The 15,749-nt window shown below is 68.3% G+C and carries 17 protein-coding genes and 1 other RNA gene; 15 read left to right on the top strand and 3 right to left on the bottom strand.

Going from position 1 to position 15,749, the window contains the following annotated elements; genetic code table 11:
- Positions 1-6 precede the first annotated feature (6 nt).
- The 11 genes from PI246_RS12540 to PI246_RS12490 all read left to right on the top strand — a co-directional run bounded on the left by PI246_RS12540 (position 7) and on the right by PI246_RS12490 (position 9,825).
- Positions 7-231, top strand: coding sequence for a TIGR02449 family protein (locus PI246_RS12540; RefSeq protein WP_036116258.1), 225 nt, complete (start codon positions 7-9; stop codon positions 229-231).
- 10 nt (positions 232-241) lie between these two features.
- Positions 242-550, top strand: coding sequence for a cell division protein ZapA (locus PI246_RS12535; RefSeq protein WP_320551628.1), 309 nt, complete (start codon positions 242-244; stop codon positions 548-550).
- 7 nt (positions 551-557) lie between these two features.
- Positions 558-740: non-coding RNA, 6S RNA (ssrS, locus tag PI246_RS12530), on the top strand.
- Between the two features lie 108 nt (positions 741-848).
- Positions 849-1,460, top strand: a complete 612-nt coding sequence (locus tag PI246_RS12525; RefSeq protein WP_320551627.1) for a 5-formyltetrahydrofolate cyclo-ligase — start codon at positions 849-851, stop codon at positions 1,458-1,460.
- Positions 1,457-1,915, top strand: coding sequence for an EVE domain-containing protein (locus tag PI246_RS12520; RefSeq protein ID WP_320551626.1), 459 nt, complete (start codon positions 1,457-1,459; stop codon positions 1,913-1,915). The genes PI246_RS12525 and PI246_RS12520 overlap by 4 nt, the downstream gene beginning before the upstream one ends.
- Positions 1,912-2,568, top strand: a complete 657-nt coding sequence (rpiA, locus tag PI246_RS12515) for a ribose-5-phosphate isomerase RpiA (protein WP_320551625.1) — start codon at positions 1,912-1,914, stop codon at positions 2,566-2,568. The genes PI246_RS12520 and rpiA overlap by 4 nt, the downstream gene beginning before the upstream one ends.
- A gap of 210 nt (positions 2,569-2,778) precedes the next feature.
- Positions 2,779-4,224 (top strand): DNA recombination protein RmuC, encoded by a 1,446-nt coding sequence (gene rmuC / locus PI246_RS12510; protein WP_320551624.1) that lies wholly within the window; start codon positions 2,779-2,781, stop codon positions 4,222-4,224.
- 188 nt (positions 4,225-4,412) lie between these two features.
- The gene (gene folE, locus PI246_RS12505; protein WP_320551623.1) at positions 4,413-5,009 is read left to right on the top strand and encodes a GTP cyclohydrolase I FolE; all 597 of its coding nucleotides are present in this window, start codon (positions 4,413-4,415) and stop codon (positions 5,007-5,009) included.
- Positions 5,006-6,316 (top strand): hypothetical protein, encoded by a 1,311-nt coding sequence (locus PI246_RS12500; RefSeq protein ID WP_320551622.1) that lies wholly within the window; start codon positions 5,006-5,008, stop codon positions 6,314-6,316. The genes folE and PI246_RS12500 overlap by 4 nt, the downstream gene beginning before the upstream one ends.
- Positions 6,309-7,040: a hypothetical protein gene (locus PI246_RS12495; protein ID WP_320551621.1), complete on the top strand. Its 732-nt coding sequence runs from the start codon at positions 6,309-6,311 to the stop codon at positions 7,038-7,040. Before PI246_RS12500 ends, PI246_RS12495 begins: the two co-directional genes overlap by 8 nt.
- Positions 7,033-9,825, top strand: coding sequence for an AAA family ATPase (locus PI246_RS12490; protein ID WP_320551620.1), 2,793 nt, complete (start codon positions 7,033-7,035; stop codon positions 9,823-9,825). Before PI246_RS12495 ends, PI246_RS12490 begins: the two co-directional genes overlap by 8 nt.
- Before the next feature lie 35 nt (positions 9,826-9,860).
- Here the strand turns inward: PI246_RS12490 and PI246_RS12485 are convergent, their stop codons facing one another.
- Both PI246_RS12485 and cysK read right to left on the bottom strand, forming a co-directional pair.
- On the bottom strand, positions 9,861-10,205 hold the full coding sequence (locus tag PI246_RS12485; RefSeq protein ID WP_320551619.1) for a hypothetical protein: 345 nt from the start codon (positions 10,203-10,205) through the stop codon (positions 9,861-9,863).
- 211 nt (positions 10,206-10,416) lie between these two features.
- Positions 10,417-11,373 (bottom strand): cysteine synthase A, encoded by a 957-nt coding sequence (gene cysK / locus PI246_RS12480; RefSeq protein WP_320551618.1) that lies wholly within the window; start codon positions 11,371-11,373, stop codon positions 10,417-10,419.
- A 95-nt stretch (positions 11,374-11,468) separates the two neighbouring features.
- Here cysK and PI246_RS12475 point away from each other — a divergent pair, with 95 nt between their 5' ends.
- The 4 genes from PI246_RS12475 (at position 11,469) to PI246_RS12460 (ending at position 15,099) form a co-directional block, all read left to right on the top strand.
- On the top strand, positions 11,469-11,810 hold the full coding sequence (locus tag PI246_RS12475) for an EF-hand domain-containing protein (RefSeq protein ID WP_320551617.1): 342 nt from the start codon (positions 11,469-11,471) through the stop codon (positions 11,808-11,810).
- Between the two features lie 68 nt (positions 11,811-11,878).
- Positions 11,879-13,117, top strand: a complete 1,239-nt coding sequence (locus tag PI246_RS12470; protein WP_320551616.1) for a cation:proton antiporter — start codon at positions 11,879-11,881, stop codon at positions 13,115-13,117.
- Positions 13,118-13,152: 35 nt separating this feature from the next.
- A complete protein-coding gene (locus PI246_RS12465) occupies positions 13,153-14,511 on the top strand; it encodes a GGDEF domain-containing protein (protein ID WP_320551615.1) in 1,359 nt (452 codons plus the stop codon).
- A gap of 81 nt (positions 14,512-14,592) precedes the next feature.
- Positions 14,593-15,099 carry a DUF1993 domain-containing protein gene (locus tag PI246_RS12460; protein WP_320551614.1) on the top strand — a complete coding sequence of 169 codons (507 nt, stop codon included), beginning with the start codon at positions 14,593-14,595 and terminating at the stop codon, positions 15,097-15,099.
- Between the two features lie 39 nt (positions 15,100-15,138).
- On the opposite strand, the gene PI246_RS12455 is transcribed toward PI246_RS12460, so the two are convergent.
- The gene (locus PI246_RS12455; protein WP_320551613.1) at positions 15,139-15,744 is read right to left on the bottom strand and encodes an FUSC family protein; all 606 of its coding nucleotides are present in this window, start codon (positions 15,742-15,744) and stop codon (positions 15,139-15,141) included.
- Positions 15,745-15,749 lie beyond the last annotated feature (5 nt).

Here is a 15,749-nt window from a genome sequence, read left to right as displayed (position 1 = left end):
CGCTGCATGACGAACCCGGACGCCTTCAAGACCGAACTGGAAGCCCTGAGCGCCACGCTCGACCGGCTCGTCGATACCGTTCGTCGCCTCACCGAGGAAAACCGCAGCCTGCGGCACAGCCAGGAACAACTGGCCAACGAACGGGCCGGCCTCATGGCGCGCAACGAACAGGCGCGCAGCCGTGTGGAAGCCATGATCCAGCGCCTCAAGGCGCTTGAGAACACGGGTTGATACCGCCCTGATGAATGCCATGACCAGCGAACCGGTGGCGTTGCGCCTGCTCGACCGCGAATTCCACATTGCCTGCGCGCCCGAAGAACGGGCCGGGCTGGTGGCGGCCGCGCAGTTTCTCGACGGCAAGATGCGCGAGCTGAAGTCCAATGCCAAGGTGCCCGGCTTCGACCGCATCGCCGTGCTGGCCGCCGTGAGCATCGCTCACGAATTGCTCACGCTCCGCGGCGAGCGGGCCAATCAGGAACAGGCACTGACCGACGGGCTCGCCGCCCTGCGCAAGAAGCTTGATGGCCTCGTGGACGCGTCGGTAAAATAACCCCGGGCGTTCTCTGCGCTGTTCGCCAGCGTACTTTACATTTGCCTTGTTCCTACATACGACCCCGGGTCGGCCTTACGTGATGGTTGAGCATGTCCGCCGCGTGCGGAAAGCCTTGAAGTCACGTGGCTCTCCCACCTGATCCTTTGGATCAAGGTCGTTTGGTACGCAGCGGCAGTGCGGAGGGCGTCTCTCTTTTTCTGGCCGACCGGCCCTGCCGGTCAGCGTTGTCGCCGAGGCACCGGAGACAACGGCTTGCCGGCGATCTCCCGCTCGTGCCGCCCGGCTGAACGACCCCATGTCAAAGCTCCCCGAGAGACGTGAACTGCGCGCCGACCTCGTCCAGCGCCGCCGTGAACTGAAGCCCGCCGAGCGCGTCGCCGCGGCCCAGGGCCTTCGCCGCTCGCTCGAACAGCTTCCCGAATTCCTCACCGATACCCACGTGGCCGGCTATTGGGCCACGGGGGGCGAACTCCCCCTGAACGCCGCCATCGCGCCCCTCGCCGGGCGCGGGCAGACGTTCTACCTGCCCATCGTCACCAAGGTGGCCGGCAAGCGCCGACTGCGCTTCGCGCCCTGGACAACCGGTGAAGACGTCGAAACCAACGACCTGGGCATTCCCGAACCGAAGGCGTCGGAGCGCGTCGTGGAAGCCGACCGGCTCGACCTCGTGCTGGTGCCGCTGCTCGGCTTCGACCGCCGGGGCAACCGCCTCGGCTTCGGCGGCGGCTATTACGACCGCAGCTTCGAATTCCTGCGCGGCCAGCCGCGCCCCGCGACGCCGCTGCTGGTGGGCGTGGGGTACGCCTTCCAGGAACTGGACACGATCCAGACGGCCGAGTGGGACATCCCGCTCGACTACGTCGCTACCGAGAAAGAGCTCATCGACTGCTCGGGCGCGACGGCATGAAGTACTGGCTCATGAAGTCAGAGCCGGACACGTTCTCCATCGACGACCTCCAGCGCAAGGGCGTGGAACCCTGGGACGGCGTGCGTAATTACCAGGCGCGAAACTTCATGCGCGACGGCATGAAAGTGGGCGACCGGATCTTCTTCTACCACTCCAACACCGACGTGCCGGGCATCGTCGGCATCGCCTCGGTGGCGTCGCCGTCGTACCCGGACGAAAGCCAGTTTCACCCGAAGTCGAAGTACTACGACGAGAAGAGCACGCGCGAGGAGCCGCGCTGGATGCTGGTCGACGTCAAATTCGAGCGCAAGCTCAAGCGCACGATTTCGCTCGACGAACTCAAGAAGCACGACGAACTGGCCGACATGCCGCTCGTGCGCAAAGGCAACCGTCTTTCGGTCATGCCCGTCGCCAAGGGCGACTGGGACTTCATCCTGACGTTGGAGAACGCATGAGCCAGGACAACGAAAAGCGCCTCGCCGCCGAGACCGCCGCCTACAAATATGTTGGCAACGGCCACTTCAAGGGTGGGATCATCGGCGTGGGTACCGGCTCGACGGTGAACTTCTTCATCGACGAACTGGCCCAGTACCGCGACCGCATCAAGGCCTGCGTGTCCAGTTCCGAAGCCTCCAGCGAACGCCTGCGCAAGCTGGGCTTCGACGTGCTCGATCTCAATGCCGCCGGGCGGCTCGACCTCTACGTGGACGGCGCCGACGAGTGCGATCCGCACAAGCGCCTGATCAAGGGCGGTGGCGCGGCGCTCACGCGCGAGAAGATCGTGGCAGCGGCCTCCGACCGGTTCGTCTGCATTATCGACGCCACGAAGCAGGTCGACGTGCTCGGCCGGTTTCCGTTGCCCGTCGAGGTCATTCCGATGGCACGCAGCCTTGTGGCGCGCGAGATCACCGCCATGGGCGGCACGCCGGTATGGCGCGACGGCGTCGTCACCGACAACGGCAACTGGATCATCGACGTCCACGGGTGGCGCATCACCGATCCGGTGGGGCTGGAGGCCCAGCTCAACCAGATCGTCGGCGTGGTCTGCGTGGGACTGTTCGCAAAGCGTCCGGCGGACGTGGTCATCGTCGGCAACCGCGAGATCTGAGGCGGCGATAGCGCGGATCGGCGATGCCATCGATCCCCTTGGGTAGCGGGTGGCCGCTACAGCGTGCGGGTGGGAGCGGACCGTGTCCGCGAACCCTCGTGACGGCCGAGGCGAATGACGCGATGAACCTCAAGGGTGCAGGGCACCGGCCGCGCCGTGGCGAGCACGGGGCCATTGCCCCCCGCGCCCGACCCCACGACACTTGACGGCATGACTCTCGACACGATCCTCCTCATCGCCCTGCTCGTGATGGCTCTGGCCTGCGTGGGCCTTCTCCTCGTTCTTCTTTCGCGTCGCCAGGGCGACGACGGCAGCGCGGCGCGTCTGGACGCCCTGCGCGAGGACTCCCGTCGGCTCGAGGCTGTGCTTCGCGACGAACAACGCGCGGGACGCAGCGAGCTGGGCGAGAGCTTCGGCCAGTTCCGCGGCCACGTGCAGGAGCAACTCCAGGCAGCGTCCGAGCGTCAGCAGGAACGCATCGAGGGCTTCGCGCGCCGTCTCGACCAGCTCACCGAGCGCACCGACAACGGTCTGCAGTCGCTGCGGCAGGGCCTGGCCGACGACGCGCGCAAGACGCGCGAGGAATCCGCGCTCACCCTCAAGCACTTCGGCGAACGCATCGACCAACGCCTCGCCACGCTCACCGCCGACAACGAGAAACGGCTGGCCGACGTGCGTTCCACGCTCGAAACGCGCCTCGCCGCCATCCAGCAGGACAACGCCGCCAAGCTGGATCAGATGCGCGCCACCGTCGACGAAAAGCTGCAGTCCACCCTCGAAACCCGCCTGGGCCAGTCGTTCCAGCTGGTCTCCGAGCGGCTCGAGGCCGTGCAGCGCGGGCTGGGCGAAATGCAGGCGCTGGCCGCTGGCGTGGGCGACCTCAAGCGCGTGCTGACCAACGTGAAGACCCGGGGCACGTTCGGCGAGGTGCAGTTGGGCGCCCTGCTGGAGCAGATCCTCGTCGCGGAGCAGTACGCCGCCAACGTCGCCACCGTACCGGGGTCGGTCGAGCGCGTGGAATACGCCATCCGGCTTCCGGGCGCCGATGACGGCGAGCCCGTGTGGCTGCCGATCGACGCCAAATACCCGATCGAGGACTACCAGCGCCTGCTCGACGCCCAGGACGCCGCCGACGCCGACGGCGTGCTGAGCGCAGGCAAGGCCTTGGAGCTGCGCGTGCGCGAGGAGGCCAAGCGGATCCGCGGCAAGTACGTGGCCCCGCCGCACACCACCGATTTCGCGATCCTTTTCCTGCCGACGGAAGGCCTCTACGCGGAGGTGATCCGCCGTCCGGGGTTGTCCGACCAGCTCCAGCGCGAGCACCGGGTGACCGTGGCCGGCCCGACCACGCTCACCGCGCTGCTGAACAGCTTGCAGATGGGTTTCCGCACCCTGGCCATCGAGAAGCGTTCCTCGGAGGTGTGGCAGGTGCTGGGCGCGGTAAAGAACGAGTTCAGCAAGTTCGGTGCGGTGCTGGAGAAGACCCGCAAGCAGCTGGACACCGTGCGCAACAGCATCGACAGCGCGGGGGTCCGCACCCGCGCTATCGAGCGGCGCCTGCGTGGGGTGGAGACGCTGGGAGGCGAAGAGACACAGCAGCTGCTCGAACTGGGGGCCGGGACGGACGAGGCCCCGCCCGAGGGATCGGACGACTGACGAGGGCACGTCCGGCCCGGGTCTGGCGTCCATTCACCGGGGAGCGCCGTCCCGATGCAAGCCGGCGGCCACGCCGGGGGGCATACGCCCCTGGCGAACGCGCCTTCCGATCCCTGCAAGGAAAGGACGCCCGAACGCATGGGCCGCGCTACAATGCGCGTTTGCACGATCCCGAGGATTCCAGCCCCATGAGCGACGCTCCCCCGTCCCGCCCGGTCACCCGCGAGCAGGCCGAAGAGGCCGTGCGCACCCTCCTGCTGTGGGCGGGTGAAGACCCCGCGCGCGAGGGCCTGCTCGACACGCCCAAGCGCGTGGTCAAGGCCTATTCCGACTGGTTCCGTGGCTACGACGAAGACCCGGCCGAATACCTGCGCCGCACCTTCGAGGAAGTGGCCGGCTACGACGAGATGATCGTGCTGCGCGACATCGAGTTCGAGAGCCACTGCGAGCACCACATGGCGCCGATCATCGGTCGCGCGCACGTGGGTTACGTGCCCACCGACCGCGTGGTCGGCATCAGCAAGCTGGCCCGCGTGGTCGACGGGTTCGCCCGCCGTTTCCAGGTGCAGGAAAAACTCACCGCGCAGATCGCCCACTGCATCGACGACACCCTGCGCCCGCGCGGCGTGGGCGTGGTGATCGACGCCAGCCACGAATGCATGACCACCCGTGGCGTGCACAAGCGTGGCGTGTCGATGGTCACCAGCCAGATGCTCGGCAGCTTCCGCGAAGATCCGCGCACGCGCAGCGAGTTCCTCCGGTTCGTCGGCGTCGACCGGCGTTGAGCGGCACGCCCGACGCCGCCCTCCACGACGAACGCCTGCAGGATGTTTTCCGCGACGGCATCGTCGCGGAGGATCTCCCCTCCCTCTTTCCGCTATTGCGCGGCCGTGGCCTCCTGCGCGCGTTTTCTGCCCTGTTCCACGGCGGTGAAACCCAGGTGCTGCTGCGTCTGCTCGTGCTGCGCACCCTCGGCGCGCGCTCGCACGCCACGGAGTGGACGCCGCAGGAGATCCGCGACCACCTGGCATTCGTCGATCCGGTCAAGCTCGAAACCGTCGTCCAGCGCCTGAAAGAGCACGACATCCTCGTCTACGACAACGAGACACAGCGCTACCGCGTGGGCCCGATCGGCCGCAAGGCGCTCGGCGCGTTGGCGACGATGCTCGAATTCGAGCGCGACGACGAGGATGGCCTGGGCTACCTCACCGCGCAGCTGGCGGCGGGGCAGGCCGTGGGGCGCGTCTCGGTGGACGAACTGGGACACCTGCTGTCGCGCCTTACCGAACTCAAGGACGATTTCGACCGTGCGGTGCTATCGGGCTCCGAGCATCGCATCCGCCGCGCGGCCGACCGTCTCGAATCGGTGTGGACCTGGGTGGAGAAAGGCACCGAGGTGGTGGCGGCCATTACCACCCAGGACGAGCTCGAACCGGCCGCGCATCGACTGGCGCAGGCCGTGGGCCGCGCCCAGAGCGCGTTGCTGCGCCAGGCCGGCGTGTTCCAGCGAGAGCTCAACAAGATCGACCAGCATCGGGTGCACCTGGGCCGCACCGGCCTGTCCTCGTCCGACCTGGTCGGCTGGCTGCGTGCACAGGCGGTCGACGCGTTGGCCGCCTTCGAAGACGGCCAGCTTCGTCTGCCGCTTCCCGCCCCCTTTCTCCATGACCAGATCGCCCTGGACGTGGCCGAGTACGAACTGCTCGAACGCGAGCGTCTCGCTGCCGAAGTCACCACGTTGCCCGGCGCGGAAGCGCCACCGGACACCGCTGAACTGCCGACCAGCGAAGACGACCTGCGCTTCCTCGACGACTGGCACGCGGAGCTGGCGACCATCGCCGCGCCCCGTGAATTGGCCGCCACGCTGATCGGCGACGACTACGCGCTGTCCGCCTACCGCCTTTCGCTGCTCGGCCTTCTCGGCGATCCGGAATCCGCCGCGCTCGAAGGCGGCACCGCCGACCTCGCCCGCCTGCCGCTCGCGCTCGAGATCGAGCCGCGCCTGATCGACCCCGACTTACCCGCCATCGCCCTGGTCAGCGCCGGCCGCCTGCACCCGCGCGACGACGCGAAGGACACCTCCCATGCATGACGACACCGCCAGCCTGGTCACGCGCCTGCTCGCCCAACGCTGGCTGCCGCGCGACGACGTCCAGGCGCGAAAGGCGCTTCTGGACGAGGCCTTCCGCGAAGAACTCGACCGCCGCCTCGACGCCGTGGGGCTCGAATTGCGCGAACATCCGTATGCCGCCTACATCGGCCTGGCCGTGGCGAAGAAAAGCGAGCGCGCGGTGTTCGGCGGCAGCGACAGCTGGATCTCCAACACGATGCAGCTGGACCGGGACGGCGTCGCATTGCTCGTGGTGATCTGGGCCCTGATCGTGCTGCCCAAGCGCCAGCGCCAGGTCGAACGCCAGGCGCTGGAAGCCGCCGCATCGCAGACCCAGATGTTCGCCGAAGACAAACCCATCCCGCGCGACCCGACCGTGGCCCCGATGATCGCCGAGCGCACCCTGCTGGCGGATTTCGGCGACAAGCTCGGCGGCAAGATGCGCATCAACATCCTGTTGGGCACGCTGAGCCGGCTCGGTTTCATCGTACGCAAGCGCGGCGAGGGCACGGACGGTCGCTACGTCGCCGAAGGCCCCCTGCTCGACCTCGCCTTCGACTACGAGCGTACCGCGCGACGCATCCTCGACGGCGCCCTGGGCGACCTGCTCACCGAGGCCTCGGCCCGCGCGGGTCACGCGCCCGCCGCCATGGCGGACGACGCATCGCTGGACGAGACCGACACCGAGGACAACGACGATGTTTGATTTCCGCAGCCTCGAGGTCGTGCACTGGGATTACTGGAAGCGTTTCAGCCTTCCGCTGGATACCAACATCGTCACCGTCGTGGGCCCCAACGGCTCCGGCAAGACCACCCTGCTCGACGCCCTGCGTACCCTGCTGACCATCGATTGCGCCGGCAATCGCGACTACAAGAGCTACCTGCGCCACAACGGCCAGCCTTTCGCCTGGCTGCGCGCCCGCGTGGGCAACGTGCCCGGCCCCAGCGGCGAGCGCCCGTTTTTCCCGATCATGGATCGCGAGGTCACGCTTGCCTGCCGTATCCAGAAGAAAGGGGGCGAGTGGACCCGACAGTACGCTGTGCTGGGCGGTGACGTGTCGGTGGAAGACATCGCCGAGCGCAACGAGTTCCTGGGCCTGCGCGAATACCGCGTGCGCCTGGAAGGCGCGGGGCTTTCGCAGGCGATCCGCCGCGTGCTCACGCTCGAACAGGGCGCCACCGACAAGCTCTGCCAGTTGCCGCCCAAGCAGTTGCTCGACCTCGTCTTCGACGTCTTCGGCGACAAGACCGTGCTCGACGACTACCAGCGCGCACGCAACGAGCAGGTCGAAGCCGACCGCGAACTGCACGGGCTCGAGCAGCAGCTGTCGCTGATCGGCATCAGCCTGCAGGAAGCCGAGGCGCGCTCGCGCTCCTACGGCGAGTGGAACGACCTGAAGCGGGAGCGGACCGCGCTCGTCGCCGACATCCTGCCGCGCACCGAACTGGCCGACGTCGCCGCAAGCCTCCGTGGCGCGCGGCCCGCGCTCAACGGCCTGAAGCGCCGCGTGGCGGAGCTCAAGCGCCAGGATGGCGATCTCACCGACCAGCTCGCCCGGCTCGACGCCACCGGCGAACGGCTCGCTGGCGAACAGAACGAGGCCGACCACGCCCGCCAGGCCACACGCAAGAGCCTCGACGCCGCGCGTGCCGCGCTGGCCCAGAACGAACTGGTGATCAACCAGGAAAACCGCCTGCGCCAGACCGTCGCCGCGCAGGATGGCGCAAACCACGAACAGCTGGCGACCATCGCCCGCGACGCGCGCGCGCGGCTGCGCGTGCTCCAGGACGACGAAGCCGCCCTGCGCCAGGAGCTCGGCACGCTGACGGGCAAGCTAAGCGCATGGCGCAGCGGTCGTCGCTACACCCCGGACTTCGAGGCGGCGTTCCGCCGTGCGCTCGACGAGGCGGGCATCCGCCACAGCATGCTCAGCGAGATCGTCGAGATCACCCAGCCGCGCTGGCAGCCGGCGGTCGAGGCGGTGCTCGCCGGCTATCGCCACGTGGTGCTGCTGGACGACCCACGCGATCGCGAGGCGGCGTGGAAGATCGGCGAATCGATGCGCTACAAGCACTTCGTAGTGGCCGAGCGCGCGCCGGCCGATACGCCCGCCCGCGGTTCGCTGCTGGAAGTGGTCGAATTCTCCGCCGCCGCGCCCGACTGGCTGTTGCGTAACCTTGACCGCATCCGCCGCGTGGACGACATCGCCGAGGGCTCGCGACTGGGCCGGGAGCAGGACTGGATCACGCCGCAAGGCTATTTCCGTGAGCGCCGAGGCGGCCGCCACCTCGGCGTGGACGACATGTATTTCGGTGCCGCGGCGCGCGAGCGCCAGCTGCGCGACGGCGAAGCCCGCCTGCTCGACATCGAGGGACGCCTGCGCGCCATCGCCGACGAGCGCAAGCGAGCGTCCGCGCAGGCGAACGACGCCGAGAGCATCCTTCGCGGCGCCAACGCCAGCAGCCAGCTCGCCGATCGCACGGACGAGTTCAACGACGCCCGCGACCAGCAGCCGCGTCTGCAGGAAGACGTGCAGCGCACCGCCGACAGCCACGTCGCCGCCGAGCAGCATTACGAGGCCGTGCGGGAGACGCGCACCAAGACCTCGCTGGCCCGCGACCAGGCCGCCCGCGAACAGGTCGCCGTCCGGCGCCAGCTGGTGGACGCGGAGCGCCAGCTTCACCAGATGCGCGGCGAGCAAGGGGAGCGACTGAAGGCGTTTCGCGCCCGGCGCGTCCACGTGCCGTTGGCCCGGCGCACGCGCGGCGCGATGGCGGCCTTGCGCGATGACTACCAGTCACCCTCCGAGGTGCGGCGGGCCATCGAACGCGTCGAACGTCGACTGGAAGAAGGCCATTGGGAGACGGACCCGAGCGTGCTTTCGCTACGCGACAAGCTCTTTGCCGACCACGATGGACTCAAGGGCGATCTCGACCGCCGGCGTGTCCATCTGGAACGCGCGAGCCGTATCACGCATGAAGCGCGCGGCGCGTACATCCAGGTGTTGCGCAACACGGTGCGACGCTACGCCAAGAACCTCAAAGTGCTTGCCGACCTGGCCGGCATCGGCGTGGATGTCGATCTGCCCGAACTGACCAACGACGACCTCGCGCTTTCGTCCGCCGCGCTGCACGTGCGGTTCGAATTCGACAAGAAGGGTTGGATCGGCATGGACGACGGCGAGGCGTCCGGCGGTCAGCAGGTGATGAAGTCGCTGCTGTTGCTGGTGGCGCTCATGCGCGACGAGGATCGTCCCGGCGGCTTCGTCTTCATCGACGAACCGTTCGCCCACCTGGACATCTTCAACATCGACAAGGTGGGCGCATTCCTCAAGTCCACGCGCGCGCAGTACATCCTCACCACCCCGGCCACCCACAACGTCAACGTGTTCCAGCCGTCCGACCTGACGCTCGTGACGAGCAAGCGGCGGCCGGGAGCGACCTGGGCGCAGCCGCTGGCGGTGCTGCGGCGTCGGGCAGAGGTCGCTTGAACGAGGCGGTGCCCGATGGCACCACCTCGTTTGAATCAGTAAAGACCGGTCTCACCGGGGACGACCGATGCGTCGTTCGCCGCGGCGGCATCCTCGTGAAACGGGTCGTGCTCGTCACGCTGGGGTTCGGCGAGGGGACGGCGGCGCATCAGGAGCCACGCGGTAGCAATCGCCGCCACGCCCAGTCCCCCCACGAGCAGCGCCGCACGGGGATGACGCTTCACCTGGCGGCCGGCACGCGAGACGGCAAGGCCGGCCTCACCCACGTATTGGCGTGCGGCGCCGGCGAATTCGCGCGAATGATTGCGGGTCGCCGCCCCTGCAATGCGCTGGGCGCGACCGTGCACATCGAGGGCGAGGCTCTTGCGGAAGAGGGTCATGTCGGTCTCCTTCGTTCAGGGCCCTACCTTGGCGCCTACCGTGTGATGGAAGCGCGTGTGAGGTGTTCGCGTGCCGTCATCGCGGCCGCTCGCATCGGTGATCCGGCGGTAGCCGGCCCGAGTCAGCGGTCTCTCTCGCACGAGCCGCCCTGAGGGTTCGCGGATACCATCCGCTCCCACCGGAACACCCTCAGGACGCGCTCCTGCCGGGTCAGCCCTGGGTGGCGAGCCACTCGTCGTCGGATCCTTCGTTGACGCCTTCCATGAGAAACGTGGAGAGATAACGCTCGCCCGTGTCCGGGAGCATCGCCAGGATGACGCTGCCCTCTTGCGCGGTCTCGGCGTAACGCAGTGCGGCGGCCATCGTGGCGCCAGCGGAGATCCCGACGAAGAGGCCCTCTTCCGCGGCGAGGCGGCGGGACGTGTCGCGCGCGACCACGTCGTCCACGGGGATGTCGACATCGAACACCGTGCGATCGAGCACCTCGGGAACGAAGTCGGGCGTCCAGCCCTGGATCTTGTGCGGCGCCCATGGCTTGCCGTCGAGCAGGGAAGCCCCGGCGGGTTCGGTGGTGACGATCGTCACCTCGGGCCGGGCGAGCTTGAGCATCTGGCCCACGCCAGTCATCGTGCCGCCGGTGCCCCAACCCGTCACGAAGGCGTCGAGGCGACGGCCGGCGAAATCCTGGAGGATCTCCGCCGCGGTCGTGCTGCGGTGGTAGGCCGGGTTGGCGGGGTTGCGGAACTGCTGCGGCATGAACCAGCCGTGCTGGTTAGCCAGTTCCTCCGCGCGTCGCACCATGCCCGAGCCCCGCTCGGCGGCGGGCGTGAGGATCACCTTGGCCCCATAGGCGCGCATCAGCTTGCGGCGCTCGATCGAGAACGTCTCGGTCATCACCGCGACGAAGCGGTAGCCCTTGGCCGCGCAGACCATCGCCAGCGCCACGCCGGTGTTTCCGGAGGTGGCTTCGACCACGGTGTCGCCGGGCTTCAACCGACCGTGGCGCTCGGCGTCGAGGATCACGGCGATGGCGAGACGGTCCTTCACCGAACCGCCGGGATTGAAGGCTTCCACCTTCGCGTAGAGGGACACGTGCGATGGCGCGATACGATGCAGGCGAACGATGGGCGTGCGGCCGATCGTGTCGAGGATACTGTCATGGATCATGGGAGCTCTCCCGTGGTCGACGTCGAAGCGATACGCCCAAAGGTACTCCCACCCATGCGCCCATCACAAACCCCGCCGGCCTGCCACGCATGACCATGAATGGACGTCCATACGCCCTGGCCCTCCTGCTCGTCGCCACCCCCGCGCCGGCCCAGGATCCGCCGCGCACCCCGGCGGATTACCTCGCCCGTTTCGACACCAACGGTGACGGGCGCGTGGACGAAGCCGAGTACGTTCGCTACATGAGCCTGGGATTCCAGCGCATGGACGTCAACGGCGATGGCGTGATCGACGCCAACGACCGGCCCATGCGTCCCGGGCAGCGCCCCATCACGCTCGAACGCTTCCAGCACGACCTCATCGTGCAGTTCCACCGGCTGGATACCAACCACGACGGCTACCTGAGCGCAAAGGAACTCACCCAGCCCCCGCGCTGATCGCACGCCCGCGCTTAATCCGGCCGGACCGAACTGCTACGCTTCGCCACTGACCCGGGGAGCCATGCATGAGCACGACGGAACTGTTCCTGATCGCGATGACGATCATCCTCAGCGTGCCCTATCTCCTGTGGCGCGTCTTTCGCACCGATTACTGGGCGCCACTGGTCGTGGTGCAGATCCTCACCGGTATCCTGCTGGGTCCCGGGGTACTCGGCAAGGTGTTTCCCGATTACTTCGCCACGGTGTTCGCGCCGCCCGTGATCGCCGCGCTCAACGGCATCGCGTGGTGGGCGGTGATGGTGTTCGTGTGGATCGCGGGCATCGAACTGGACCTCACCGAGGTATGGAAACAACGCCGCGAGTGCGGCACCACCGCCGCGCTCGCCCTGGGCGTGCCCCTGCTCGCCGGCTGCGGCGCCGCGATGCTGATGCTGGCCTGGCGCGACGGCTGGATGGGACCACAGGCGCAGCCCTGGCAGTTCGTGCTGGGCATCGGCATGGCCTGCGCGGTCACCGCGCTGCCGATCCTAATCCTGCTCATGGAAAAGCTCGGCATCCTCCGCGCGCCGCTGGGCGAGCGGGTGCTGCGCTACGCCAGCCTCGACGACGTGGCGATCTGGGCCGTGCTCGCGATCATCCTGCTCGACTGGACACGGGTCGGCCACCAGCTGGCCTTCCTGGCGATTTTCGCGGTGGTGGCGTGGGCCTTCCGCCGGCTGATGGCGAGGCTGCGCGAAAGCGACCGTTACGTGCTCGGCCTGGTCTGGCTCGCCGCGTGTGGCTACGGCGCCGACTGGTGCGGCCTGCACTTCATGGTGGGCGCCTTCCTGGCCGGCGCGGCGATGGAACGCGCGTGGTTCCGGATCGAGGGACTGGACACCCTGCGGCACAACGTGCTGCTGGTGGTCATGCCGGTGTACTTCCTCTCCACCGGCCTGCGCACGAACTGGCAGCTCGGCGGCGTCGCGGTGTTCGGTGCGGCCGCCCTGCTCCTGGTGGCGTCCGTGGCGGGCAAGCTGGCCGGCGTGGGCATCGCCGGCCGCCTGCTGGGCTGGAAACGCGGCGACGCCTGGACGATCGGCTGGCTGCTGCAGACCAAGGCGCTGATCATGATCATCTTCGTCAACGTGCTGCTCGACCGTGGCCTGATCGCCGGCGACACCTTCACGGCCCTGCTGCTGATGGCGGTGGCGAGCACGATGCTGACGATTCCCGTCGTCGCCCCGCGACTGGCCGGTCCGGGCATCGCGCGGCCCGGGAACGAACCCCCTACATCCCCGCCAAAAGCCCCCGAGTCAGCGTAAGATAGCGCCTATTCGGCACATCATGCGGTAACCACGTGCGTCTGGACGACCAGCCTTGGGAAGGCAAATACCACGAAGCGGTGGAGCGGCTCTCTCGCGAAGAGGCGCAATGGCGTGACGCCGAAACGCTGCTCAGGCAGCTCGTGGGCTGCCTTACCCGTGCGATGCAGGGCGCGCACGACCAGCTCGATTCGCATATCGAGCGCCTGAACGAGGCCCTCGCCGGCCCCCTGGCCGCCGCCGAGCTGGGCGGCGTGGTGCGCAGCCTGAGCGAGACGATCGACAACCTCGGCGCCCGTCCCTACACGCCCGACCAGCGATCCATCGCGATCACGCGCCCACGCACGGAGCACGGCTCGTCGGTGCAGTCGTCGCTGAGCCGGCTGGTAGACCGCATCATCGTGCTGCCCAAGCTTGCCGACCGCGCGAACGACCTGCGCCACGATGTGGCCAACGCGGGCGATCTGGTCGCCCTGGCCGCCTGCGGCGACCGCCTCGCCGACCTGATCAACGAACAACGCATGGGCCTGCAACGCGAGATCGACGCGTTGCAGGCGGTGTTGCGGCACGTCACCGGCCGACTGGACGAAATGACCCAGTACATGGCGCGCGAGCTCACCGACCAGGCCACCGGCGAGACGAACGGCCAGGTACTCGATGCCTCGGTGGCGCACGAGATCCGCGTGCTCGGCGAAGCCGCGCTGGAACTCGACGACGTGCACGAGCTGCGCGAGCGGGTCAACGCGAGCCTGGAAACCATCACCGCATGCTTCCGCGAATTCCGTGACCGCGAAGGCGCCCGCCTGACCGCCTACCGCGAGCGGGCCGAGGCGATGCGCCTGCGCATCGAGCAGCTGGAAACCGAGCGCCACACCTTGCAGCGTTCGCTCGAACGCGAGCACGAGCTGTCGCAGACCGACACCATGATCGGCATGCCCAACCGGCTCGCCTACGAGAAGCGCGTCGACTTGGCGTACCAGTCGTGGCTGGTGTCGCAGCGCCCTCTGGGCATCGCCGCGATCGACATCGACCACTTCAAGAGCATCAACGACACCTACGGCCACACCGCCGGCGACGCGGTGCTGCGCGTCATCGGGCAGGCCCTGCTCAAGCACGTGCGACCGGTCGACTTCGTGGCGCGCTATGGCGGCGAGGAATTCATCGTGATCTTCGACGGCACCGAGCCGGCCGAGGCCTTGCAGGTGTGCGAACGCCTGCGCGGCAAGATCCAGCACCTCAACTTCCACGCGGCAAGACAACTGCTGCGGGTGACCGCGTCCATCGGCCTGGCGCACTTCCAACCGGGCGATACGCCGGCATCGGTGTTCGAGCGGGCCGACCTGGCCCTCTACACCGCAAAAAATGGCGGCCGCAATCGCTGCATCATGGGCTGACCGGCGTCGACGACGCCCCGGCGGACGCGCACAATACGCGCATCGCGGCCACCCCGGCCGTCCTTCGTCGAGACACCACCCATGACCCTTTCGATGTACCAGGCTTCGGTTCCCGTCCTCGTCCGCGCGCTCAAGGCGCTGTCGGGCGTGCTGCATAAAGGCGCGGCGTTCGCCAGGGAGCGCAACGTGTCGCCCGAGGTACTGCTCAACACCCGCATCATCGCCGACATGTTCCCGCTGGCGCGCCAGGTGCAGATCGCCACCGACATGGCCAAGGGCGCGGTCTATCGCCTCGCGGGCCAGGACGTGCCCTCGATGGACGACAACGAGGCCACGTTCGAGCAGCTGCAGGAGCGCATCGCGCGCGTCATCGGGATGATCGAAGCGTTCACCCCGGCCCAGATCGACGGCAGCGAAGACCGCTCGATCGTGCTCAAGCTGCGCAGCGGCGAGCTGACGTTCAACGGCCAGGATTACCTGCTCGGCTTCGTGCTGCCGAACGTGTATTTCCACTGCACCACGTCGTATTCGATCCTCCGCGGCGAAGGCGTGCCGCTGGGCAAGGCCGACTTCCTCGGCAAGGCGTAAGCCCACGCTGGAGGCGTGAACCGCCGCGTCCGCGCCGGTTCACGCGCTTCCGGGTCGATCGTCCGCATGGCGATGCCGGCCCTCGACCCAACCTTCCAGACGTGCCACCAGCCAGCCCACCATCAGCGCGGACACGGTGCCGATCACCACTTCGCCCAGGCGAAACGCCGCGACGTCCCAGAGCGGCCCCGTCGACGGCACCAGCATGACGATGGCGGTGGTGATGCCGCCCACCCGCGCCGCCGCGCCGACGCCGGCGGCCCACGACGCGAGCGTCACCAGGAACAGCGCCGCCGCGAAGGCGAGGAAGTCGCCGGTGCCGCCGATCCACAGGCCCAGCACACCGGCCACGGCGCCCAGCCCGGTGCCCAGCACGCGGTCGCGGCCGGCACCGCGCGTGTCGCCGTAATGCGGCTGGGTGACCGCGATGGCGCTGATCGCCGCCCAGAACGCCTCGTGCGGATGCACCCATCGGCCAGCGCCGTAAGCCACGCAGGCCGACGCCATGGTCTTGGCCGCGATGAACAGGCCGACCCGCGCGCGCTTGCCCGGCGGAAGCGCCCGGACCATCCGTTCGAGCAGGCCCTGCGCACGACGAAGCCGCCTGACGGGGCGCTCGTCGTCGTGCATGCGTCGCTCGATCATGCGGT

The organism is Luteibacter sahnii (assembly GCF_034063545.1).
GTDB classification, from domain to species: domain Bacteria; phylum Pseudomonadota; class Gammaproteobacteria; order Xanthomonadales; family Rhodanobacteraceae; genus Luteibacter; species Luteibacter sahnii.
Note: the sequence above shows the minus strand (reverse complement) of the source record. Positions and strands in the feature narration are given on the sequence as shown.